This is a genomic window from Indolivaga macrotermitis, from assembly GCF_900128985.1.
GTDB classification, from domain to species: domain Bacteria; phylum Bacteroidota; class Bacteroidia; order Bacteroidales; family Dysgonomonadaceae; genus Dysgonomonas_A; species Dysgonomonas_A macrotermitis.
In genome coordinates this window covers 1-24,661 of the sequence record NZ_FQUC01000004.1, presented here as the reverse complement: position 1 = coordinate 24,661, position 24,661 = coordinate 1, and the positions used below count along the sequence as shown (strand labels likewise).

Below are 24,661 nucleotides of genomic sequence, written 5' to 3'. Positions count from 1 at the left end.
TTCCTTAAATGTCTTTATTTTTTTATGATGAATACTTTTTTTTGTTCAGTTACTTAATATCAGCTTGCTACAACGAGTTTTTTACCCGTCAGCTTTTGTATATCCCGAAGCATTGATTGCTCGTCCTGTGCACAAAATGTGAGCGCAGTACCTGTGTTTCCGGCTCTTCCTGTACGCCCTATACGATGTACATAAGTTTCGGCAACATCGGGCAGATCATAGTTTATAACCAATTCCAGATGGTCAATATCGATTCCTCTGGCAGCTATATCTGTTGCTATCAGGGTTTGTATCTTATGCGATTTAAAATCGGATAAAGCACGTTGTCTGGCATTCTGAGACTTATTTCCATGAATAGCAGCGCTACCTATCCCGGCTTTACTGAGTATACGGGCTATTTTATCAGCTCCGTGTTTAGTACGGGAAAATATCAATGCCGATTTCTTTTTATCTTTTTTCAGCAGGCTTATCAGTAGATCTTTTTTTTCTTGTTTTTCTACAAAATAAAGATGTTGTTCTATGGTGTCTACAACAGACGACACAGGAGCAACTTCTACTTTTACAGGATCGTGCAGAATTGAACGTGATAGAACGGCTATCGACGAAGGCATGGTTGCCGAAAAGAAAAGCGTTTGTTTTTTCTTCGGAAGTTTTGGTAGCAAGCGCCTTATATCATGGATAAAGCCCATGTCGAGCATCCTGTCGGCTTCGTCCAACACAAAATGGCTGATCGAATTCAGGCTTACAATTCCTTGGTTCATAAGGTCTAGTAAGCGGCCCGGCGTAGCTACTAATATATCTACTCCATCTTTCAGCTGATTTACCTGAGCATTTTGTTTCACCCCTCCGTATATCACACAGTGGCGTATACCGGTATAAGAGGTATAGTCATTCAGGCTCTCATTAATTTGAATTGCCAGTTCACGGGTAGGGGTTAATATCAGTGCCCTTATCTCCCTTTTTTTGCCATGTACTTTGTTCTGATACAGCTGCTGTATGATGGGTAATGAGAATGCTGCAGTTTTACCTGTTCCTGTTTGCGCCAATCCGAGTATATCGCGATTGTCAAGTGCCGGAAGAATAGCTTGCTGCTGTATTGGTGTAGGCGTTATATATCCTTTTTCGTTTAGAGCTCTCAATAGAGGCTCAATAATATTTAATTCTTTAAATGTCATGTTTTGATTCTTTCTGATACAAATTATTTCACAGGAGTTTCTGATTCCGGACACATGTTATAACCCCGATACTTCTTGCATCGGTGATATTATATTCGACATTTGGGAAAGGAAGTTTCCATCCATACCCGGCAGGGCTTGAATAGTCAGAAATTTTGCTTGTTGATTGCCTGAGAAACGTTTGTATTTTATTTTATAAATGTGTCACGATATTGTGATACACACCCTCGCGACTTGTTAATATTATAAACAAGTAAGCTAATTTTGAAGTCGATTTTGACGATCGGAAGATCCGCAAAACTGAGGCGGAGCAAACCATTGAGAAGAAAGATACAATATAAACTCGATTGTTCAGGTGACAAAGATACGAAAATAAATCGATTTATTGTCTGCTAAGCATTTATTCGTGAGAACTATTCTAAAATATGGCTTAGCTTTTGATAAGTCTATGAGAGTGGAAATGACAGTAAAAATGCTCTGCTAGAACATAATAATAAGTTTCCACGTTACACTTTTATTGGCATTTTGGGGCATTTTATTTCCCCGGGATACAGATGTTGTTACGGTGTCTGGTATCCCGACTACCTTCCATACTCCACTTTTGGGACATTTATCTCCTGTTCGGGCAGTCATTCCTAAGCGAGGTTTCATCATATGGGTTGGATTTTAATTTTTTATAATACTATGGGTAAATCAGAATATCGGATCTTTTACTGAAAAAAATGGATTAAAAAAAATAATACAGATTTGTCCGGTAATTTTGTTCCCGATTTAGATAAAGTGTAAATACTCAAAATAAAAGCGCGTAAACTACTGATTTACACGCTTTTATTTCTTTAGTGTGATCCCGAAGGGAATCGAACCCCCATCATAGGAACCGGAATCCTACGTTTTATCCATTAAACTACGGGACCGAAGCCTTTTTTGTTTTAGACGGTGCAAATGTATAAAATATTTATCAATGATCGTCATTTCTTTATTTTTGATTTGTCATTACCCGATAATTTATATCTTTGTTTATAGGAATAACACAGAAAATATACATTGATGAATGTAAAAATAGAGCCATCGTGGCACAAACAGTTAGAAGAAGAGTTTAATCAAGAGTATTTTACCAAATTAACAGATTTCGTACGAAACGAATACCAGACAAAAAAAATATTTCCTCCGGCGAAGTTGATCTTCAATGCTTTCGAACATACTCCGTTTGATCGTGTAAAAGTGGTTATCTTAGGTCAGGATCCTTATCATAATGACGGACAGGCTCATGGGTTATCTTTTTCTGTGAATGAAGGCGTAAAGTTTCCTCCTTCTTTGATAAATATTTTTAAAGAAATAAACGATGATCTGGCTGTACCGGTACCTGCATCGGGCGATCTTACCCGTTGGGCAGATCAGGGAGTACTATTATTGAACGCCACCTTAACCGTTCAGTCGCATCTGGCGGCATCGCATCAAAATAAGGGTTGGGAAACCTTTACAGACGCTGCTATCCGGAAGTTGGCTGACGAACGGTCTAATATAGTATTCTTGTTATGGGGTTCTTATGCACAGAAGAAAGCTTCTTTTATCAATCCCGAAAAGCATTTGGTACTAACATCGGTACATCCGTCACCCTTGTCGGCTCACAGGGGGTTCTTCGGGAATAAACATTTCAGTAAAGCGAACGAATATCTGGTGTCGACGGGGCAATCGCCTATACAATGGTAAAAGATATTTGTAAGAAATAAACACAACTAACATCAAAACAATAGAATAATGCTTCATTAATATTACGGAAATATGGGAATATTTGATTTTTTCAGAAGTAAGAAAGAAAAACGCAATTCGGAACAAAATACACAATCCGGAAATATACAGCAACAAGCTGCGCCGTTAAACGAGCCATTTGCAAAACTATATAATGATTTACTTGAAAAGTTCAGGGCGAACGCCGAAGAAATGGCATGTAAGCTAAAATCCTTACTGGCACAGGATAACTATGATGATAAACAAGACTGGATTGAGGCAATGGTTATCTGTTTTGTAGCCCTCGAAAAGAATCAACTGTCGGATGATATAAAGGAACTGTACCGCCAGATATATAGCCGGAACAGGAATAAAGTTGTCTCTATGGAGTACAATGACGATGATTACCGCGATTGGTTTGAAGCGAACCGTGCTTTGAATGAGCGTTTTATCGAATCCGGTTATACCAGAGGATATTGTGAGCAAGCCGACCTGTATGGTTCAGCCCGGCGCGGGTATCACGATCTGGAGAAGAAGGTCATATATCTACGCAAAGGAGTGGAGCTAAAAGACGGAGCTTCCCTTGGCGATCTGGGATATGGTATTTATCTGGGACTGCCCGAATATGGTGGTGAAGCAGATAAAGAAGAAGGGCGTAAACTGGTCGAAGAATCGATAAAGCAGGGGTATGAATCGGGTGAGCTTTTGTTACACTATATCGATTTCTATAATAATGCGGAGAATGATGAATTCTTGACCGAAATTGAAGCATTCATCGAAAAAACTAAAGCCGACGACCGCAAGCCTTACCATATACTGTCCGATTATTATTTGCGGCGTTCGGATGAAACCGAAGCCGGACAGGCTAATTTCGAGAAAGCAGTTGAGGCTATGAAAAAAGGTGTGGATGCCGGTATCCCATACTGTAAGTATATATTGGGCTTGAATATGCTTAACGGGCGTATACCCGATGCAGATAAAGCTAAAGGAATATCGCTTCTCGAAGATGCATATAACCATTATATATTATATGCAGCCAACTTTTTGGGGCAGTATTATAATTATGCCAATGATGAGAATACCTCGTTGGAGAAGGCTATTGCATGGCACAAAAAAGCCGAGATGTATTGTTATGCCGAATCGTCGTTCGAACTTGCCTGTATCTATCTGTACAACGAACAGTACAAAGATATAGCCGAAGGGCTTCTGTATCTTGAGCAAGCCATTTCAGATGGCAGTGTACGTGCATTGAGTGAAAAAGCATACCTGATGCTCGAAACCGATATTCTTGAAACGAATACCGAAGAAGCTCGGAATCTATTGGAATCGGCCGACTTCAAAGGCAACGAATATGCACCTTATCGTTTGGGGTTAGCTTATCAGAACGGAGAATTCGGGCAAGAGCCTGATTATCCGAAAGCATTGGAACATTTTGAACGGGCTGCATCCCGTGGTCATGTCTATAGTCTTGAGCTGGCCGGAAACTACTATAGGGTAGGTGTCGGAGGTGATAGTGAAGAGGCATCACGCAAAGCTATCGATTACCTGACGCAGGCAGTAGACCGGGGATCGAATTATGCCAAAGTAGAACTGGCATTCTGTTATGATGCAGGAATCGGGGTCGAAAAAGACTATCAAAAGGCATTCGACCTGTTCCAGGCAGCAGCCCAAAATGACTATCCTTATGCCAACACCCGGATGGCGCTTTATTATGAAGACGGTTTACTGGGCAAAGAAGATTATGCAGCGGCGCTCGAACAATATAAAATAGCCGCCGAAGCCGGTTTGCCCGATGCGATTTATCATGTCGGGAGGTATTATAAATATGCGGTAGGAATACCGGAAGATCCACAAACAGCCCTCGATCATTTCCGTAAAGCAGCCGAAGGCGGCAGTGCTCCGGGCTTGGTCGAACTGGCTCTTGCTTACGAAGAAGAGTACGGCGGTATTGAGTTCGATGCAGATAAGGTGATCGAATATATGACCAAGGCTGCCGAACAGGGATATACATATGCACAGTACAAACTGGGAACTTATTTTTACTATGGATTAAAAGAAGTTGATATCCCCAGAGCTAAATACTGGTTCGAAAAATCGTACGAGCAAGGTTATCCGTATTCGGCACTGATGTTGGGAGATATCTATCTTTACAATATAGAGGGAAAAGATGAGCCCGATTACAGCAAATCATTCGAATATTATAAATATGCCGAATCACAAGGTGCAGTATCCGAAGGGTTAGGTGTGTGCTACGAATATGGTTTTGGCGTGGAGTCTAATGAGACGGAAGCCTTTAAATATTATACATTGGCAGCTAACGAGAATTACACAGCTGCTAAGTACCGTTTGGGATTATGCTACAAATACGGTACAGGCACATCGGTGAATACGATCGAAGCTTATCGGTGGTTCTCGGATGCGGCACAAAACGGAAATATTTACGCTACGTACGAAGCTGCCATGCTGTTGTTGAACGGCGACGGTGTAAGCAAAGACGAGGAACAGGCCGTCAATATGTTATTGAAAGCAGCCGAAGAAGAATATGACTGGGCGCAGTTCGAGCTGGGTAATTGCTACCTGACAGGCAGGGGAGTGCCCGAAGACGACGTTCAGGCAATGGTGTGGTACCAGAAAGCTGCCGAAAATGGTAACGAACAAGCACAGAAAGTTACCGGAAAACGGGAAAGACGGCGACGATGAAGATATAGTCTTCTATGACAGGATTTATTAAGCGGCATATATTGCTCGCAATAGCTATCGGTGTAGCTTATTTTATCAATAGGTTTATATTGTCGGGGGCACATCAAGAGATGGCGTTTGACAATTATATCCTGTATTTCCTCTATGGAGTATATGGACTACTTTGTATTCCGGTAATTCGCAGAGATATAAAAGATTATAAACGTAAAAAGCGATTGGCAGTGTTTACTCCGTCATTGATCGCTTTTGCTATTGTTTTTTCATTTGTTTGCTCATCAAAATCGGTTCGCGACCTGGACAAATCTCCGGTTGTGTTTACTGCTTACGGAATGAGTGATTTTAATGGTATGAATATCCAGTTCAGAGATGATGGAACCTATAAACTAACCGAATGGGTTATGTTTATGGCTGAATTTTACAGGGGAGGATGCAGAATAGACAACGATAGCCTCGTAACTTTAATAAATAAAGAGTATATAGAAGAAAGTGAAGATATGCAAAGGTTGCTGAAAAGTAATATCTTTGTGATACGAACAAGAGTGCAAAACAATGAACTAAATGCAGCCGATACCATCAAAGAGTTAATACAGGTTGATAATAAACACAACTATCTGGAAAATAGCACAGTATTTAGAATCAGATAAGTATTGTACCCCAACAACAACAGAATGACACAAGAAAATAATAAATACCTTTTTCAGGTTAACCTGAAAGGAATGATCGAATTATTATCAGAGCATATTTACAGTGCTCCGAATGTTTTTGTACGCGAAGTCCTGCAAAACGGGATGGATGCGGCAACGGCCCGCCGTACAATAGACGAACATCATCAGGGCGAAATCAATATATATATCAATAAAGTCGACGGGTTGCCACAAGTTATATTCGAAGATAATGGTATAGGGTTGTCCGAAAACGAAGTACACCAGTTTCTTTCGGTTATAGGGCAAAGTTCGAAACGCGGCGATTTCAATGAAAAGGATTATATCGGGAAATTCGGTATAGGAATGCTGTCGTGCCTTGTCGTGAGTAACGAAATAATTGTCGAAACGCGGTCCTTGATTAAGGACGAAGCCGTTTGCTGGAAAGGAAAAGCAGACGGAACATATACCGTAGAGCGTATCGAAAATATGGAAAAACCCGGGACAAGGGTAATACTTCACCCGAAAAAAGAATGGCTACCCTTGTTTGAGAAAGCCGAGCTTAAGAAAAATATCCTTTATTTCGGTAATGCCCTTCCTATAACTATCCGTTTGATATCTGACGGTGAAACAGAGATGCTGGTCGATAAAACCCCCGTTTGGCTATCGCCGGAAAGCACGAAGGAAGAATTGTTATCATACGGAAAAGATGCGTTCAATATAAATTTTCTGGATGCGTTTCCATTGCATTCCCATGCCGGAGAGATAGATGGCGTGGCTTATATAATGCCTCATAAAGTACAGTTTTCGGGAAGTAAACAGCATAAAATATACCTGAAACGGATGTTTCTGTGCGAACAGGCAAATAACTTGTTGCCCGAATGGTCGTCATTTGTAAAATGTATCATCAACACAAACGAACTGCGTCCGACAGCATCGCGCGAGTCGTTGATGGACGATGAGATAATGAAGGAGGCGAAAAAAGAGTTGAGCAACAGTTTCAAAGATTATCTGAAAGTACTGACATTGAAGGATACAGGTAAACTAGGCGAAATTATCAACATTCACCATATGTTTATCAAAGCGCTGGCTGTGGAGGATCGTAGCCTGCTGAAATTGTTTGTCGATTATATTCCTTTCGAAACCAACAAAGGGCATATTCCTTTCGTTTCAATAAAGTCGTATAATGAGGTAATATATTATACTCCGTCTCTGGACGATTTCCGCCAGATACGCCGTATCGCAGGTTCGCAAGGTAAAACAGTGATCAATGCGGCTTATTCTTTCGAAGCTGATTTGATTCAGCAGATAAAGATAACCTTCCCCGAAATAAAGATCGAGAAGATAACCCCTCAGGATATTCTGGATACGTTGGCAGATGTTGCCGTGTCGGAAGACGAAGCCTATATGCGGTTCGAAAAACGGGCTAATGACCTCTTGAAACAGCAATATTGCAAAGCCCAATTAAAACAGTTCGATCCGGTAGACACTCCTGCTATCTATGTAGCCAACGATGAGGCGATGAGTAATAAAAATCTGCAAAGCCTGTCTACCGCCGGAAATCCGTTTGCGGCTACTTTGCAGAATTTTATCAAAAAAGAGGATAACATGCCGACTCTTTGTTTTAATAAAGACAATGAGATCGTCAAAAACCTGATTGCGATCGAAGACGAACCCCTCTTTAATTCTATCGTACACATTATGTATGTGCAGGCATTGATGCTCGGCGGATATCCCGTAAATAAAAAGGAAATGACCGTGTTCAACGATGCTTTATATCAACTGCTCGTTATGGGTATGAGTAACTTTTTGGGTAACATGGGATTGTAAGCAGCACTCAATCCCGTTTTTATTCGATTTTAATGGTATCGGCCGGGTTCATATTCGCAGCTTTCCAGCTTTGCCATAATACCGTTATAAATGAAACCAATAAGCAGAATACTCCTACTATTATAAAGAAGAAAGGGCTTAGTTTTATCTTATATGTATATGTGGCAAGCCAGTCTTTCATGAAATACCAGATAACGGGTACTGCTATAACAAATGCTATGACTACGTAACTCAGAAATGTTTTAACCAGATTTATAAGAATCTCGTGGTTGTATGCCCCCAGTACCTTTTTTATAGCAATCTCTTTGTATCGTTGCTGGATAAAAAATGTAGACATAGCAAGCAGTCCTAATGAGGATATTAAGATTGCAATAATACCGAAAATAGAAACTATTTGTGCAATCTTGAGTTGCGCCTTAAATGAGCTTTCAATCATTTTATCCATAAACTGACCGGTAAAGTCAAGTTTGGTAATTCCTTCATAAGTATCCTTTACCTGACTAAATGCCATGTCTTTATCCCCGTTAAATTCTACAACGATTGTCCATGGGTTGGTGATGTTGCGATGAACGACAATTACTGTGGGATCGTAAGGTCTTGTGATATTAAACATCCGAATATCTTTAATAACTCCGGCTACAGGTTGCGGTTCCCCTCCAAATTTGAATGTAACGGTTGTTTCCGGCAAATTCATTTCTTTTAATACCCGTTCAGAGAGATAATAAGAAATTGAATCGGCCAGATTATTTTCTATTATTTTCTGAAAACCAAGTATCCGGAAATAGGTTGAGTCTCCATCCAATATCCGGAAGGATATACTTTTTCCTTCGTACTCCTGTGTCCAGTTATTACCCATGTCGAAGGGCGTACCGTTACCTAACCCTATCTGGTTGACACAGGCTAGTTGTTCCGTTTGGGAGATAAACTCATTTAATTCTTCTTTATTTTGAAAATGGGGTTCGAGGCTTATTATGTTTTCTTTATTGTAACCCAGCGGTGCACTTACCAGATAGTTGACCTGAGTATACATTATTATGGCTATAGTAATCAGAACAATTGCTATGGTGTTTTGGAAAGTAATAAAGAACTTACTGAATACCATCTTATTCTTTCTTTTGAAACCTCCTTTTACAGTATCTATCGGTTTTACCCTCGATAAGATAAAGGCAGGAAGTAGTCCTGAAATTATCCCCAATGATACAATGAGTAAAAGGCTCAAAAGAACACTTATAGGAGAAATTAATGCCATAAGATCAATTTCCTTACCTAATATTCCCTTAGTATAAGGGCTGAGGAATACGGCAAATACAGCACCTAAAGCAAAGCAAATAAAACAAAGTAATGTTGATTCCGTTATCAATTTAAATATCAAATTTTTACGTCCTGAGCCTAACAGCCTGCGTATCGCCATCTCTTTAGCTCTGAAACCTGTTTGCGCAACAGTCAGGTTAATATAATTTATAATGGCAAAGATCAAGATTACAATTCCTACAATCATTAATACTAAGACCAGTTTGGGTTCTCCCTTTATAAGGGTATATGTTTGATAATCAGAAAAATATATTTCTTTAAGAGGCGTTAGTGTTACAGTATTGAATAACTCGTCTTTATACACCCATACTATTTCTTTGAGATATGCAGCCATATCTGTTGTTTTAGCCCGCAGGTTACTGCCCTCTTTGACCAGAAAAAAGATACAAGTAGATCCGTAATTGTCAAAAGTTTCACTAATGATACTCGAATTAAAATACTTCACGTTCTCAGTTCGGATAATAATGTCAGAATAGGGGATGGATGAATTTTTGATATCCTTCATTATACCACTCACAGTAACGGTAAGTTCCGGCTTCAATACGATAGACTGTCCTATAGGATTTCTGCCTCCAAAGGCTTTCCTTGCAAATGATTCAGAAATCACAGCACTATTTTCAGCAGCTAACACTTGTTTAGGATTACCTTCGGTTAATGAGAAGGAAAACACTTCAAAAAATGTAGTATCAGTGAATAATAACTCCATATTTAGTCTGGTATTATTAATCGTGGCGTTTTGCTCCGGGAAGTAAGTGACCGTACACGTTTTCTCTATTTCAGGATAACGTTCCTGTAAACGTGCTGCTAAACGGTAGGCGCTTCCTATATGCTCTTCGTTACCGAGTATATATATACGGTCTGCATTCTTATGGAATCTGTCTGTTGAATATTCCTCTATAGCATATGCAGCTATAAGAATGACAAACATTAATGAAACGGATAAACCGAAAATATTAATAGCTGTATATAATCTATTCTTATTAAGGAATTTGAAAAAAGTTTTCATATTCAATACATTGTTAATTAGTTGCTTTTTAAACCTTCTACCGGGTTTATACGGGTAGCGTGGCGACATTGCCAGCTGACAGCAATTACGGAAATAAGCATTACGGATACTCCTGCTCCCATAAACAACCACCAGGGCAGACTGGCTTTATATGCAAAATTTTCGAGCCATTTGTCCATTACATATTTCGATACGGGTATAGCAATAATAAAGGCTAAAGCTATCCACGTCAGTAAGCTCCGGTTTAGCATATAAAGAATGTCTTTACCCGAAGCTCCGTTTATTTTACGGATACCGATTTCCTTGGTACGGGTTTTTATCATGAATGCCATAAAGACAATAAGCCCCAATATGGTTATAGCTAAGCAGAGTCCCGAGAATAGATTAACTATTCTTTCGGCATTCAGTTCATTGTGGTATACAACTTTGTATGAGTCTTTCAGGAAACTGTAATCCAAAGGGTAGCCGGGATTAACATCAGCCCATACTTTATTTAGTATACCAAGTGCTTTCTCCGTATTGTCCGGTGCAAGGTGCAGCATGAAGCAGTTCATAAACATATTTCGCTGTATAACCAACATCGGAGTGGCTTCTTCGAAAACGGTGGAAAAGACAAAATCATCTACAACTCCGCAAATTCTTCCGGATGGTATATAGTCTATGATGCTACGATCTAGAATCAGTTCTTTGCCAATTGCTTCATCAGGAGACGAATAACCCAATAATTTCAAGGCACTGCGGTTGATAATATAATTATCACGAATCGAAGTTTTATTTTCTTTCCCTTCAAATCTATCTGTCAGCAATTGAGCCTCTTCTTCTTGGGTCAATACCAAAGGCGGAGGTAATTCTCCGGATACAGGTTTAATATTGAAAAACGGGAAAAAATCTTCACCGACGATCAGTATCGGGCAATATATGGATTCACCGCCATCCTCTTTCTTGATAAAAATCCCGTCACGAACAGCTTCGCCTGGTAACTGCATAGCTGCAGTAACCATTTCTATTTCGGAGTGTTTCAGTAGTTCCTGTTTGAATAAACGAAACTTATCGATCACTTCTTGTGGCTGTTCCTTCAGAACCAGTATGCTGTCGTTTTCTGCTCCGATCTGATTGGTCTTGATAACCGACATCTGCCCTTTTATCCCCGCAGCAACAATAATGATAAAGATAACAATCGCATACTGTACAACCAGCATATATCTTACATTAGAGAACGAAAACCGTTTGGTCCGCAGGTCGTAATTCTGATTACTGAATGTTGTAGATACCATATTCTGAATAGCCGGAAGCAATGATGCAAGAACGGTACAAATTAGGAGTAGTGCGGCTATCCCTATTTTAGAAATGATATTTACAGATTCTCCGGATATCCCGAAAGCTTTATTCAAAAAGAAAGAAAGAAGTATTCCAAAAATCAAAGAAATTCCTCCAAGGAATGTGGCAATACTAATTTCGTCTTTTATTACTTCGAATGAAGAAGCTCCGTTGAGGCGGAGTAATTGGTAGTACCGTCTGTGGTACGAGAAAATAACATTAGAGTTGAGCCACAGGTTAAACAGAACTATAATGAGTAATAATATATTAGCTCCCCCGATCAGATAAACATAATTGATATTACCATTCGATTCTAATTCTCTTAAAATGCGGCTATGCAGATGTATATCCGCCAGGGGCATAACATCGGCTAAGACAGTTTCTGTTTTATTTTTATTTATATCAGCCTGTATCAGTCCTGTGAGTTTATCTGCTAATGCCTGAGTGTCGGTCTTGTCTTTTAATAGTAGGTAAGTATAACAATAGTTGTCTTTTTCAAAGTTATCACCATATATTATGATATCAGAATGTAGATGCGAGTTGTCGGGGATATCCTTATATACGCCACTGATAAAGCCTTCATTAGTAGAGAGCCTCCGGCTATTCAATCCTATTTTTTGACCGATAACATCCGTTTGTCCGAATAACCGTATAGCCATTCTTTCACTGATAACAATTTTTCCTTTACTATCGAAAGCTGAGGGAAGGGTTCCCTGAACGAATGGCAGATCGAAAAAAGTAAAAAAATTACCGGATGTAAGCAGTATATCATTAACAACATATTTTTCGTCGTTATGTATAACTGTAGCAGTTTGAATCTTAGTGAACTTAAGAGTCTCTTCTATTTCAGGACAATTTTTGAGTATAGGGGCATATGTATCCCCGAATAAACGCCCGTCGGGTTGATTGCCGTCGAAAGCCAAAGTGAGACGGGCTATGCGATCTGATTTTGTATAGAATTTGTCGTAGCTTAATTCTTTAGTGATATATGTATATGATACAAATACACAAGTAAACATCAGTACTAGTCCTAACAGGTTTATAAACCGGAGACTTTTAACTTTGGCCAAACGGCGCAGAAAATATGGAGTATTCATCTCAGACGGTTTATTCGATTTTGATAGCGTCTACCGGATTCATATTCGCCGATTTCCATGTCTGGTAGCAGACCGTAAGAAGGGCAATAGCAATAGACATAAAGCCAGCTATGGCAAATATCCATATACTCAGAGGCGTTTTAATCACAAAGTTTTTCAACCAATTATCTATAAACAGGTAGGATAAGGGACATGCAATAACAAACGAAAGTATAACCCATACCACAATATCTTTGTTTAGCAACAATAAGAGATTCGGGATGGTAGCCCCGTTTATCTTACGTATACCTATCTCCTTAATCCTTCGCTGGGTAGAGTAGAATATCATAGCATATAGTCCCGCAACGGTTATTAGTATTGTTATGACCAATGCAAAAGATAATATATTCTTCGCATTGATCTCGGTCGTATATTGCGCATCATACGTTGCATCCAGAAAATGATATTCGAATGTAACATTGGGCAACAGTTCCTTCCACTTCTTTTCTATAACACTTATCGCCCTTTGGGAATCTCCGGCTATTTTGAAAAAAATAGGGTTATCATTATCCCTGCCTAAACGGAGATATATTTGCGGATCGGGTTCCTGGTACAATGATTTTACATACGAATCGCGGATAACGCCTTTAATTATAAAACGCTGTCCATTGTGTTCGCTGAGAGTTCCTCCTATGGCGATCATTTTGAATGTTTTATCTATAAGGGGAGGTTCCAGATCCAGAAGCTTTGCCGCTTTTTCGTTGATTACACAATATATTGCAGCCGATTCACTTTCGAGAGTCAGGGGATTCTCTCCTTCAACGAATTCCATCCCGAAGAAATCGAAATAATTAGGCGATACTTGAGACATATCTACTAAAAAGCTATTACCTGTTTTTTCATTAATTGTACCGATTCCGTTTCCCATATTCAGAGGTATGTCATATTGTTTCATTGCTACGTCAATAATAGTCGGTTCCTGCATTAGCTCTTTTCTCAGATTTTTAAAATCCGGGCCAAAGCCACCCCAACCCTTAACATAAACAATGTTTTTGTTATCGAATCCTAAATCCTGCGATAATATCTGGTTGATTTGTTTGGCAAAAAACATAACAATAATCAGCAGGCTGATAGATGATGTAAATTGTATTATGATCAGCACTTTCTGGAATGCTGACATGTTTTTCCCTTTGAATTTCCCTTTGATCGTTTCTACAATGCCGAACCGTGTCATTTGGAATGCAGGAAAAGTGCCTGCCATAAATGTGGCAAATATTGCCAGGCCTACTATGAAAATATAGAACTCGGGAGATAAGAAATCGATGCCGATATCAGAGCCTGTATAACTATTGAATACCGGAAAGGCGGCTAAGGCAAGCAATACTCCTATCACAACTGATATAATTACGTAAGTGGCAGTCTCTCTGTAAAACTCTTTAATTAAGAGCTGTTTTCCAGCTCCCACTGATTTTTTTATCCCTATGGTTTTACCCCTGATAAATGAAGTCGAGATGGATAAGTTGGTGAAGTTTATACACGATATAATAAGTATAACGGCAGCGATAGAAATAAATGTTTTTAACAGGTCTTTGTTGCCTTTTATAGCACTGTCGAAACCGGCGCTGGTTTTACTGAAATGTACATCGGTAATCGGTTCCAGATCAGTCGAAACTTTAGCGCTCTGAACAAAGGCAGACACGCCGGATAAACAAATCTCGACAAGCTTCTTTTCAATGGCCTTAATATTAGCATCTTTTGATAAAACAAAATATGTGTCGTAGCTGAAAGAGCTGTCCCACCCCGTATCTTTGAATTGTCCGAACAGGGGGAAAACCGCATCTGCCTGTATATGTGAATTTTTAGGAAAGTCATACATTATTCCCGATATAGTAAAGTCGTACCGATGAAACCGTACATTTTTGCCTATCGGGTTTTCATCCGGAAAATACCTTTTTGCCATAGATTCGGTTATGATCACATTGTCGGGTCCCGAAAAAGCGGTATTGATATCTCCCTCTTTCAACGGAAAGTTGAAGAAAGTATAAAAGTTATGGTCTGTAATAATATAGCTTAGGTCGAAGCGCACAATATTGTCTATCATCAGCCCACTGTTTTTCTCTATTACTACTCTGCACATCTGTTCTATTTCGGGTATTTCGGCTGCTGCAATTTCACCAAGGGGTTTAAATGCTGTTGCAGCCCGTATGGGTTCATTGCCGACCTCAAAATTCTGAACTACCCTGTACATACGGTCTTTGTTCTTGTGAAAGTCGTCAAACGATAGTTCATTAAAAGCCCATAAACCTATGATAATGGATACCATAATACCCAAGCTTAAGCTGCAAATATTTAATATACCTACGGTTTTCTGTTTTCTGAAGTTTCTGATAAATTGTTTCATATGTGGTTCGAGTGGAGGATTAATAGTATTCGTTTCAGATAATTTATTCGATTTTAATAGCATCTACCGGATTCATATTCGCCGACTTCCATGTCTGGTAGCAGACCGTAAGAAGGGCAATAGCAATAGACATAAAGCCAGCTATGGCAAATATCCATATACTCAGAGGCGTTTTAATCACAAAGCTTTTCAACCAATTATCTATAAACAGGTAGGATAAGGGACATGCAATAACAAACGAAAGTATAACCCATACCACAATATCTTTGTTTAGCAACAATAAGAGATTCGGGATGGTAGCCCCGTTTATCTTACGTATACCTATCTCCTTAATCCTTCGCTGGGTAGAGTAGAATATCATAGCGTATAGTCCCGCAACGGTTATCAATATGGTTATAACAAGAGCAAAAAGCAAAATATTTTTTGAGTTAATCTCGGTTTTATATTGCGCATCATATGTTTCGTCCAGAAAGCGATATTCGAATGTAACATTGGGCAACAGTTCCTTCCACTTCTTTTCTATAACACTTATCGCCCTTTGGGGATCTCCGGCTATTTTGAAAAAAATAGGGTTATTATCGTCTCTGCCTAAACCGAGATACATCTGCGGGTCGGGTTCTTGATACAGGGATTTTACATATGAATCCCGTATAACACCTTTTATGATGAAAGGTTGTCCAGCACGTTCGGCAAGAGATCCGCCTATCGATATAATATTGAAAGGCTTGTTTACCGGATCTTCTATTCCTAAAAGCCTCACGGCGGTTTCGTTAAGGACACAATATGTTGCAGCCGATTCACTTTCGAGAATCAAGGGATTTTCTCCTTCAATAAATTCCATCCCAAAGAAGTTGAAGTAATTGGGTGATACTTGTGACATATCCAATAAAAAGTTGTTGCCCGTTTTTTCATTAGTCGCTCCAAGCCCATTACCCATCGCCAATGGCAAATGATATTGTTTCATGGCTACATCTACAATCGTCGGTTCTTTCATAAGTTCCTCACGTAAGTTTTTAAAATTAGGGCCAAAGGCTCCCCAGCCATTTACATATACAATGTTTTTATTGTCGAAGCCCAAATCCTGAGATAGTATTTGATTTATTTGCTTAGCAAAGAACATAACAATAATCAACAGGCTGATAGATGATGTAAATTGTATTATAATCAGTATCTTCTGAAATACTGACATGTTTTTTCCTTTGAATTTCCCCTTAATTGTTTCCACAATTCCAAAGCGTGTCATTTGAAATGCAGGAAAAGTTCCGGCTATAAGTGTTACCAATAATATAAGAACTCCAACGAAAGCATAGAATCGTGGTGATGAGAAATCGATCCCTATATCCGAACCCGTGTAAGTGTTGAAAATAGGAAAAGCGATCATTGCCAAGGATATACCTAATAGAACTGCTATAATAGCATAAGTAGCTGTCTCCCTGTAAAACTCAACAACCAATTGTTTTTTGCCGGCACCCTGTGACTTTTTAATACCTATCGATTTAGCTCTTATAAAAGATGTCGAAATAGATAAATTAGTGAAGTTTATGCAGGATATAATAAGTATAATAGCTGCGATGGAAATAAATGTTTGCAGTAAATCTTTATTTCCCCTTAATGCACTATCGAAGCCGGCACTGGTTTTGCTGAAATGTATTTCTGCCAAAGGTTCTAATTCGGTGGTTATTTTTGCATTTTGGAGTAGCTCCGACATATTAGCCAGGTTTATTTCTGAAAGCTTCTTCTCTATAGCAGGTATATCAGCATTTTGCGATAGAACGAAATATGTGTCATAACTAAATGAACTGTCCCATCCCCAGTCTTTGAAATGCTTGAAGAGGGGAAAAACCATATCAGCCTGTATATGTGAGTTTTTAGGGAAGTCGTACATGATAGCTGATATGGTAAAATCAGATCCATGATATCGGACCGTTTTGCCTATAGGATTCTCATCCGGAAAATATCTGTTGGCTGTCGATTCTGTTATTATTACATTGTCCGGTTTTGAAAAAGCCGTTTTAATTTCGCCTTCCTTTAGAGGAAAGGTAAAGAAGCTGAAGAAATTATGATCGGTAACGATTGAAACAAAATCGAAATGGACAATATCTTGAATTGCAACTCCGTCTTCCCCTCGGTTGACAACTACCCTGCACATTTGTTCTATCTCGGGAATCTCGGCTTCAGCCAGCTCTCCGAGGGGTTTAAATGCTGTTGCAGCCCGTACGGGTTCATTGCCGACATCGAAATTCTGTACGACTCTGTACATCCGGTCTTTGTTCTTGTGAAAGTCGTCAAACGATAGTTCATTAAAAGCCCATAAACCTATGATAATGGATACCATAATACCCAGGCTTAAGCTGCAAATATTTAATATACCTACGGTTTTCTGTTTTCTGAAATTTCGAATGAACTGTTTCATAAGGATCGAAGCTAATTAAATAATCTGCTTTTTAGATATCTAAAACTGTGCCATTGTTTGTAACTGATTGTTTGCGATTGGTTTAGTTGTTATCTGCTATATATGTATTGTAAAAAAATATTACATGAGTTTGGAAATTTATTTTACAATGCTAGTGGTGTCAATATAATCTTACTATTATATTCTTTTTTTCTAGAATTATGCATATTTTATGTATAAATATACACTGTGATACATATTTATTACTTTTTTCTTGTTTTTAATATAAAATACGTATCTTTGGAAATAGTACTAAAAAATGGAATATTGATTAACTAAATGATATAAGAGGATGATTTTTGACGTTAAAATGATTCAGGAAGTATACAAAACGTTACCTGAGAAAATAACTAAGATTACACAAGTTCTTAAAAGACCTTTAACTCTTACCGAAAAGATATTATATGCCCATCTGGCGGATGGAGAACCACTTAAGGATTATAAACGTGGCGAGGATTATGTAAACTTTTCTCCAGACCGTGTGGCAATGCAGGATGCAACAGCGCAGATGGCACTTTTGCAATTGATGAATTCGGGACGCGAGCGGGTTGCTGTTCCGTCTACGGTACATTGCGATCACCTGATACAAGCATACAAATCGGCAAAAGAAGATTTAAATACAGCAGAAGTAACAAATAAAGAAGTATATGATTTTCTGAGTGCGGTATCTAATAAGTTCGGTATCGGATTCTGGAAACCCGGAGCAGGAATTATCCATCAAGTAGTTTTGGAAAATTATGCATTTCCCGGAGGAATGATGATCGGTACTGACTCGCATACCCCTAATGCCGGAGGTTTGGGGATGATAGCAATTGGTGTCGGAGGTGCTGATGCTGTAGATGTTATGGCTGGAATGCCGTGGGAGCTAAAGATGCCCCGTATAATAGGAGTAAAACTTACCGGAAAACTTTCGGGCTGGGCTTCGGCAAAAGATGTGATTTTGAAACTGGCAGGTATTCTTACCGTTAAAGGAGGTACCAATGCTATTATAGAATATTTTGGTGAAGGGGTACATTCGTTATCAGCTACCGGAAAAGCAACGATCTGCAATATGGGTGCAGAGGTAGGGGCAACTACGTCTATTTTTCCATATGACGATAAATCAGCTGAATATCTTATTGCTACAGACCGGAAAGAAATAGCGGATTTAATAACTTTACTAAAACCTTATCTGCAACCGGATAAAGAAGTGGAAGCTGCACCCGAAAAATATTATGACCGTGTAATAGAGATAAACCTGAGCGAACTCGAACCATATATAAACGGACCGTTTACACCCGATGCGGCACATCCGATTTCGGAATTCGCAAAGGTGGTGAAGGAGAAAGGCTATCCACAGGTAATGGAAGTCGGTTTGATAGGGTCTTGTACCAACTCATCCTACGAAGATATGTCCCGCGCAGCATCTATTGTAAAGGATGCGAAAGAAAAAGGTATTTCGGTAAAAGCCCAGTTTATTATCAATCCGGGATCGGAACAGGTGCGGTATACTGCCGAACGTGACGGTATTTTAGAGGAGTTCGAAGAAGTGGGCGCAACTATTATGGCTAATGCCTGTGGCCCTTGTATCGGTCAATGGAAACGAGAAACGGAAAATCCAGACCGCCCAAATTCTATAGTAACATCATTCAACCGGAACTTTGCGAAACGAAATGACGGTAACCCCAATACACATGCTTTTGTAGCATCGCCCGAATTGGTTGCTGCTTTGACTATTGCAGGTGACCTGTGTTTCAATCCGATGAAAGACGCTTTGGTTAATAATAAAGGGGAGAGCGTGAAGTTACAAGAGCCGGTTGGCTCGGAACTTCCATCAAAAGGATTCGGTGTTGATGATCTCGGATATATTGAGCCTGTAACAGATGGCAGTAAAATTGACGTAAGTATTGCTCCGGATTCTCAACGCTTGCAGGTATTAAAGCCTTTTGCAGCATGGGACGGAAAAGATATAATGGGGCAACCTTTGCTGATAAAAGCAAAAGGAAAATGTACTACCGACCATATATCTATGGCAGGTCCTTGGTTACGTTTCCGGGGGCATTTGGATAATATTTCGGACAATATGCTTATCGGTGCAGTTAATGCATTCAATGATAAGACAAATTCTGTAAAAAATCCATTGACGGGAGAATATGAAGCTGTACCTCAGTTAGCACGTGAGTTTAAAGCCAAAGGTTTGGGATCGGTTGTCGTTGCAGAAGAAAATTACGGTGAAGGGTCTTCTCGTGAACATGCTGCCATGGAACCCCGTTTCCTGAATGTTAAGGCTATACTGGTAAAATCTTTTGCCCGTATCCACGAGACCAACTTGAAAAAGCAAGGAATGCTTGCCCTCACTTTTGTGAATAAAGACGATTACGAAAAAGTACGTGAAGACGATAGAATAAGTATTCTAGGTTTGACCGACTTTAAACCCGGAAAAAACCTGACAGTAGAACTTTTGCATTCCGACGGGACAAAAGATTCGTTCGAAGTTGCTCAAACATACAATCAGCTTCAGATAGAATGGTTTAAGGCAGGTAGTGCTTTGAATTATATGAAAGGCTGATCAAAAAATATTTTTATGACTTTTAATATACTGCTGTTTACCGATTTCGAAACACTGGATGTGTTTGGTCCGGTCGAGATTTTTGGAAAGCTGGAGAATAGTGAAATACGCTATTTTTCGGAAAAGGGTGGGGCAGTATCAAATAAAGACGGAATAAAGATAGATACCGAAAAGTTGGAAATGCTTTCAGATTCGGATATACTATTTATTCCGGGCGGTATGGGTACACGAACGGAAGTAAATAATCACGGTTTTCTTCAACAGGTAAAAGATATTGCCGAACGAAGTAATTTCGTATTGACGGTTTGTACAGGCAGTGCCCTTCTGGCAAAAACAGGATTGCTGGATGGAAAGAAGGCAACATCCAATAAGAGGTCTTTCGACTGGGTGAAAAGCTGTTCAGGCGAAGTCGAATGGATAGAACAAGCCCGTTGGGTTACAGACGGTAAGTACTATACATCATCCGGTGTCAGTGCCGGAATAGATATGGCATTGGGTTTTGTTGCAGACCGGTTAGGAATAGAAGAAGCCCGCCGGATAGCATTCAGAATCGAATATGTTTGGCAGGAAGATAGTAAACAAGATGATTTTTGGAAGCAATAAACTGCAACTGTATGAAACCAGAAATAGGCTTATTTAAATCTGTTTTATTATTTACGTTGATGCTGTCTTTTGTATCCTGTAAGCAAAACAGAAAGTTTACAAAGGATGAATGGTTGAAGGAAGTCGATTTTCCAGTGAATAATGAAAGGAATAAAATGGTTGATGATCTTTTAAATAATTATTTGAATAAACCATTATCTTATCAAGAAGTTTTAGGCTTATTAGGAGAACCTTTTAATAAAGACTCTCTAAGTTTTAGTGTGTCTTATATAACCTATATTGAATATGAATGGTTGGGAATAGATGAATCTCAAATAAATTATTTAGATATTTCTTTCGGTCAGGATTCGATATTGAAAGAAGCTAAAGCTAGAATATGGAATAAGAAATATTAATAATAATATAGGAATAAAGTTATAATAATATATGTCGCAAAAAGTAACCATACAAAACGGAACGCTAAATGTACCCGATAATCCTGTAATACCTTTTATCGAAGGAGACGGGGTAGGGAAGGAAATTTGGAAAAATGCCCAATCGGTAATTGATAAGGCGATAGAAAAAGCATATGCCGGAAAACGAAAAATAGAATGGAAAGAAGTTCTTGCCGGTGAGAAATCGTTCAATGAGAATGGTTCGTGGCTACCCGAAGAAACAATGAATGCTTTTCGCGAGTATCTGGTAGGGATAAAAGGACCGTTGACAACACCAGTCGGTGGCGGTATCCGTTCGCTGAATGTGGCATTGCGTCAGGATCTGGATTTATATGTTTGTCTTCGTCCTGTACGTTGGTTCAAAGGAGTAGTGTCTCCCATTAAAACCCCCGAAAAAGTAAACATGACTATTTTCAGGGAGAATACCGAAGATATTTATGCCGGAATAGAATGGATGCAGGGTACACCCGAAGCAGCCAAATTTCTCGAATTTCTGCAAGAGGAGATGGGTGTAAAAAAAGTACGCTTTCCCGAGACATCGTCATTCGGAGTAAAACCCGTTTCGGTAGAAGGTACCGAACGATTGGTGCATGCTGCCATAGAATATGCTCTGGTAAATAATCTTCCATCGGTGACCATCGTTCACAAAGGAAATATAATGAAGTTCACCGAGGGTGGTTTCAAAAACTGGGGATATGATTTAGCCGAACGTGAGTACGGAGATAAAGTATTTATCTGGCCTCAATGGGAGAAAATCAAAAATGAACAAGGTGAAGCAGAGGCTAATGCAGCGCTGAAGAAAGCTCAGTCGGAAGGAAAAATCGTAGTAAAAGACGTAATAGCCGATGCCTTCTTGCAAAATACATTGTTGAAACCAGCCGAATATTCGGTTATTGCAACACTGAATCTCAATGGAGACTATGTTTCGGATCAGCTGGCAGCTATGGTAGGTGGTATTGGTATTGCTCCCGGAGCAAATATCAATTATAAGACCGGACATGCCATATTTGAAGCTACACATGGCACAGCACCCGATATTGCAGGCAAAGATACCGTTAACCCTTCATCCCTTTTACTATCGGCAGTGATGTTGCTCGAGTATATAGGTTGGAATGAAGCCGGAGAACTAATCACCAATGCTCTCGAAAAATTGTACGGAGAAGGTAAAGCTACACACGACTTAGCTCGTTTTATGGAAAACGGAACAAGCTTGTCTACCAGCCAGTTTTCTCAAATATTAGCAGAAACCCTGTAATTAATTAAAAGACCGGATTCCTTAACCTTTAAAAAATAAGATTATTCAAATGAATGACATTATTAAGAAAATATCTGAAACTGTAAAAAAGACAACACAGATCGATCCAGACCTGTTTAATATATACAATGTTAAACGTGGGCTCCGTAACGAAGATCATACAGGAGTAATAGTAGGATTGACAAAGGTAGGGGATGTTGTAGGGTACGAGCGTAACGAAGACGGTTCGCTGAAAGCCATTCCCGGTAAACTGATGTACAGAGGGATCAGCCTCGAAGAAATAGTACGTGGAGCACAGCAGGAAAACCGTTTAGGATTTGAAGAAACAATCTATCTCATTTTAGCAGGATATCTGCCAAACAAGATAGAATTAGATGAATTTTCGAAGATATTGAGCCGGACAATGGACTTGAACCAGAAGATCACTATGCATATCCTCGATCTCGAAGGACAAGACATAATGAATATCCTGGCACGCTGTGTATTGGAACTTTATACATTCGACGAAGCTCCGGACGATACATCAGAAGAAAATCTGGTGCGCCAGTCTCTTAACTTAATAGCTACTTTCCCAACTATTATAGCATATGCATATAACGCCTTGCGCCATAATACAGGAAAATCATTGCATATACGTCATCCACAGGAAGGGCTATCACTTGCCGAAAACTTCCTGTATATGATGAAAGGGCGGAATTATACACCTCTGGACGTGAAGATTCTTGATCTGGCACTGATGGTACATGCCGATCACGGAGGAGGTAATAACTCTACCTTTGCCGTACGCGTAACTAGCTCGACAGGTACAGATACCTATGCGTCGATTGCAGCCGGTATCGGTTCGCTGAAAGGGCCTTTGCATGGGGGAGCCAATCTTCGCGTAGTAGATATGCTAAAACATATTAAGAAACATATCAAAGATTGGACGGATGTTGAAGAAATTGATGCATATTTGCAAAAGATACTTAATAAACAAGCTTATAATAAAACCGGACTGATATACGGTATTGGGCATGCGATTTATACAGTATCAGATCCCCGGGCAACTTTACTGAAAGAAATGGCCAGGGATTTGGCAATAGAAAAAGGGCGCGAAAAAGAATTCCTTTTTATGAGCTTGCTCGAAGAACGTGCTATTAAGAGTTTTATGGAGTTCAAAGGCACTAATGTGAAGAAACAAGTCTGTGCCAATGTTGATTTTTATTCGGGCTTTGTATATGATATGATCGGGTTGCCACAGGAAATTTATACACCGTTGTTTGCAATGGCACGTATCGTTGGGTGGTCGGCACATCGTATAGAAGAATTGAACTTTAAAGAAAGGCGAATAATACGTCCTGCATATAAAAATGCGTCAGACGTAAGAGAATATAAACCAATTGATGAAAGAAATTAACTTAGAACCAAACCTAATTTAAATTATTTACCTTACTCTGATTGGAAAATTACGGAGATTATTCGAAAGAATAGTTTCCGTTTTTTCTTTATTGTTTATATTTGCTTGGTATAAATAGATGTTATTTATTAAAAATAATCAAATGAAACAAACTATACTAATTGTAGGAGGCTTATATGGAATGCTTTCTGTTATACTCGGGGCCTTTGGTGCCCATGCTTTTAAATCAATGATATCAGCAGATAAATTGGCAAGTTTCGAAGTTGGTGTACGTTATCAAATGTATCATGCCATCGTATTATTGATTTTGGGCTTTTTTCTGAATTTTGATACATCAATCGAAAAATGGTCTTCGTTGTGTATTATTATAGGGACATTTCTTTTCTCCATTAGCATATATTTCCTTGCCTTTTCTGAATATTGGAATATCAATTGGAAATTCTTAGGACCTGTCACCCCTTTGGGAGGCTTATTTATGATTGTAGGCTGGGCTTTATTAATTATTTTTTTTGCAAAAAATAAAATCTAAAAAAAAGTGTTTTTTATTTGGAAATATAAGATAAAATCTCTATGTTTGCCGAGTACACAATTTTAAGGTGAAACAACAATTAGGTATAGCAAGAGAAATTCTTGTTATATTTTTGTAGCCTCTAAAGGTATGTAATGTAAATGATTACGTTCATCTATAAAAAGTCTCTTAAAAAAACCTCATAAAATATTTGGAATGGAAGGGTAAGTGTATTACTTTTGCACTCGCTTTAAAACCGAGAGTGGTAATAAAGAAAAGA

The 24,661-nt window shown here is 39.1% G+C and carries 16 protein-coding genes and 1 tRNA gene; 10 read left to right on the top strand and 7 right to left on the bottom strand.

Features of this window, described 5'->3' with window-relative positions:
* Positions 1 to 59: 59 nt before the first annotated feature.
* The 3 genes from BUC12_RS07025 to BUC12_RS07020 all read right to left on the bottom strand — a co-directional run bounded on the left by BUC12_RS07025 (position 60) and on the right by BUC12_RS07020 (position 2,089).
* On the bottom strand, positions 60 to 1,175 hold the full coding sequence (locus tag BUC12_RS07025; RefSeq protein ID WP_062181371.1) for a DEAD/DEAH box helicase: 1,116 nt from the start codon (positions 1,173 to 1,175) through the stop codon (positions 60 to 62).
* Between the two features lie 480 nt (positions 1,176 to 1,655).
* Positions 1,656 to 1,829 (bottom strand): hypothetical protein, encoded by a 174-nt coding sequence (locus tag BUC12_RS20005; RefSeq protein WP_175552618.1) that lies wholly within the window; start codon positions 1,827 to 1,829, stop codon positions 1,656 to 1,658.
* A gap of 188 nt (positions 1,830 to 2,017) precedes the next feature.
* A tRNA-Arg gene (locus tag BUC12_RS07020) sits at positions 2,018 to 2,089 on the bottom strand.
* Positions 2,090 to 2,222: 133 nt separating this feature from the next.
* Between BUC12_RS07020 and ung the strand changes: the two genes are divergently transcribed.
* The 4 genes from ung to BUC12_RS07000 all read left to right on the top strand — a co-directional run bounded on the left by ung (position 2,223) and on the right by BUC12_RS07000 (position 8,074).
* A complete protein-coding gene (ung, locus tag BUC12_RS07015) occupies positions 2,223 to 2,885 on the top strand; it encodes a uracil-DNA glycosylase (RefSeq protein WP_062181368.1) in 663 nt (220 codons plus the stop codon).
* Positions 2,886 to 2,957: 72 nt separating this feature from the next.
* Positions 2,958 to 5,603 (top strand): tetratricopeptide repeat protein, encoded by a 2,646-nt coding sequence (locus BUC12_RS07010; protein ID WP_062181365.1) that lies wholly within the window; start codon positions 2,958 to 2,960, stop codon positions 5,601 to 5,603.
* 14 nt (positions 5,604 to 5,617) lie between these two features.
* The gene (locus tag BUC12_RS07005; protein WP_062181362.1) at positions 5,618 to 6,247 is read left to right on the top strand and encodes a hypothetical protein; all 630 of its coding nucleotides are present in this window, start codon (positions 5,618 to 5,620) and stop codon (positions 6,245 to 6,247) included.
* Positions 6,248 to 6,271: 24 nt separating this feature from the next.
* Positions 6,272 to 8,074 (top strand): HSP90 family protein, encoded by a 1,803-nt coding sequence (locus BUC12_RS07000; RefSeq protein WP_062181359.1) that lies wholly within the window; start codon positions 6,272 to 6,274, stop codon positions 8,072 to 8,074.
* Between the two features lie 19 nt (positions 8,075 to 8,093).
* Here the strand turns inward: BUC12_RS07000 and BUC12_RS06995 are convergent, their stop codons facing one another.
* The 4 genes from BUC12_RS06995 to BUC12_RS06980 are packed head-to-tail and all read right to left on the bottom strand — an operon-like array spanning position 8,094 to position 17,598.
* Complete coding sequence (locus tag BUC12_RS06995) at positions 8,094 to 10,391, bottom strand: ABC transporter permease (protein ID WP_062181356.1); 2,298 nt, start codon at positions 10,389 to 10,391, stop codon at positions 8,094 to 8,096.
* A 17-nt stretch (positions 10,392 to 10,408) separates the two neighbouring features.
* Complete coding sequence (locus tag BUC12_RS06990) at positions 10,409 to 12,805, bottom strand: ABC transporter permease (RefSeq protein WP_062181352.1); 2,397 nt, start codon at positions 12,803 to 12,805, stop codon at positions 10,409 to 10,411.
* 10 nt (positions 12,806 to 12,815) lie between these two features.
* Positions 12,816 to 15,185, bottom strand: coding sequence for an ABC transporter permease (locus BUC12_RS06985; protein ID WP_062181348.1), 2,370 nt, complete (start codon positions 15,183 to 15,185; stop codon positions 12,816 to 12,818).
* 43 nt (positions 15,186 to 15,228) lie between these two features.
* A complete protein-coding gene (locus BUC12_RS06980) occupies positions 15,229 to 17,598 on the bottom strand; it encodes an ABC transporter permease (RefSeq protein WP_062181346.1) in 2,370 nt (789 codons plus the stop codon).
* 331 nt (positions 17,599 to 17,929) lie between these two features.
* On the opposite strand from BUC12_RS06980, the gene BUC12_RS06975 reads away from it, so the two are divergent.
* From BUC12_RS06975 to BUC12_RS06950, 6 genes are all read left to right on the top strand, one after another.
* Complete coding sequence (locus tag BUC12_RS06975) at positions 17,930 to 20,185, top strand: aconitate hydratase (protein ID WP_062181343.1); 2,256 nt, start codon at positions 17,930 to 17,932, stop codon at positions 20,183 to 20,185.
* A 15-nt stretch (positions 20,186 to 20,200) separates the two neighbouring features.
* Positions 20,201 to 20,788, top strand: a complete 588-nt coding sequence (locus BUC12_RS06970) for a DJ-1/PfpI family protein (protein ID WP_062181341.1) — start codon at positions 20,201 to 20,203, stop codon at positions 20,786 to 20,788.
* Positions 20,789 to 20,799: 11 nt separating this feature from the next.
* A complete protein-coding gene (locus BUC12_RS06965; RefSeq protein ID WP_062181339.1) occupies positions 20,800 to 21,183 on the top strand; it encodes a hypothetical protein in 384 nt (127 codons plus the stop codon).
* 31 nt (positions 21,184 to 21,214) lie between these two features.
* The gene (gene icd, locus BUC12_RS06960; protein ID WP_062181336.1) at positions 21,215 to 22,477 is read left to right on the top strand and encodes an NADP-dependent isocitrate dehydrogenase; all 1,263 of its coding nucleotides are present in this window, start codon (positions 21,215 to 21,217) and stop codon (positions 22,475 to 22,477) included.
* A 49-nt stretch (positions 22,478 to 22,526) separates the two neighbouring features.
* On the top strand, positions 22,527 to 23,873 hold the full coding sequence (locus BUC12_RS06955; RefSeq protein WP_175552617.1) for a citrate synthase: 1,347 nt from the start codon (positions 22,527 to 22,529) through the stop codon (positions 23,871 to 23,873).
* A gap of 142 nt (positions 23,874 to 24,015) precedes the next feature.
* A complete protein-coding gene (locus tag BUC12_RS06950) occupies positions 24,016 to 24,402 on the top strand; it encodes a DUF423 domain-containing protein (protein WP_062181330.1) in 387 nt (128 codons plus the stop codon).
* Positions 24,403 to 24,661: the final 259 nt, after the last annotated feature.

Coding starts and splice junctions, on each gene's coding strand:
- BUC12_RS07025 (WP_062181371.1), bottom strand. CDS start 1,175: ATGACATTTAAAGAATTAAATATTATTGAGCCTCTATTGAGAGCTCTA.
- BUC12_RS20005 (WP_175552618.1), bottom strand. CDS start 1,829: ATGATGAAACCTCGCTTAGGAATGACTGCCCGAACAGGAGATAAATGT.
- ung (WP_062181368.1), top strand. CDS start 2,223: ATGAATGTAAAAATAGAGCCATCGTGGCACAAACAGTTAGAAGAAGAG.
- BUC12_RS07010 (WP_062181365.1), top strand. CDS start 2,958: ATGGGAATATTTGATTTTTTCAGAAGTAAGAAAGAAAAACGCAATTCG.
- BUC12_RS07005 (WP_062181362.1), top strand. CDS start 5,618: ATGACAGGATTTATTAAGCGGCATATATTGCTCGCAATAGCTATCGGT.
- BUC12_RS07000 (WP_062181359.1), top strand. CDS start 6,272: ATGACACAAGAAAATAATAAATACCTTTTTCAGGTTAACCTGAAAGGA.
- BUC12_RS06995 (WP_062181356.1), bottom strand. CDS start 10,391: ATGAAAACTTTTTTCAAATTCCTTAATAAGAATAGATTATATACAGCT.
- BUC12_RS06990 (WP_062181352.1), bottom strand. CDS start 12,805: ATGAATACTCCATATTTTCTGCGCCGTTTGGCCAAAGTTAAAAGTCTC.
- BUC12_RS06985 (WP_062181348.1), bottom strand. CDS start 15,185: ATGAAACAATTTATCAGAAACTTCAGAAAACAGAAAACCGTAGGTATA.
- BUC12_RS06980 (WP_062181346.1), bottom strand. CDS start 17,598: ATGAAACAGTTCATTCGAAATTTCAGAAAACAGAAAACCGTAGGTATA.
- BUC12_RS06975 (WP_062181343.1), top strand. CDS start 17,930: ATGATTTTTGACGTTAAAATGATTCAGGAAGTATACAAAACGTTACCT.
- BUC12_RS06970 (WP_062181341.1), top strand. CDS start 20,201: ATGACTTTTAATATACTGCTGTTTACCGATTTCGAAACACTGGATGTG.
- BUC12_RS06965 (WP_062181339.1), top strand. CDS start 20,800: ATGAAACCAGAAATAGGCTTATTTAAATCTGTTTTATTATTTACGTTG.
- icd (WP_062181336.1), top strand. CDS start 21,215: ATGTCGCAAAAAGTAACCATACAAAACGGAACGCTAAATGTACCCGAT.
- BUC12_RS06955 (WP_175552617.1), top strand. CDS start 22,527: ATGAATGACATTATTAAGAAAATATCTGAAACTGTAAAAAAGACAACA.
- BUC12_RS06950 (WP_062181330.1), top strand. CDS start 24,016: ATGAAACAAACTATACTAATTGTAGGAGGCTTATATGGAATGCTTTCT.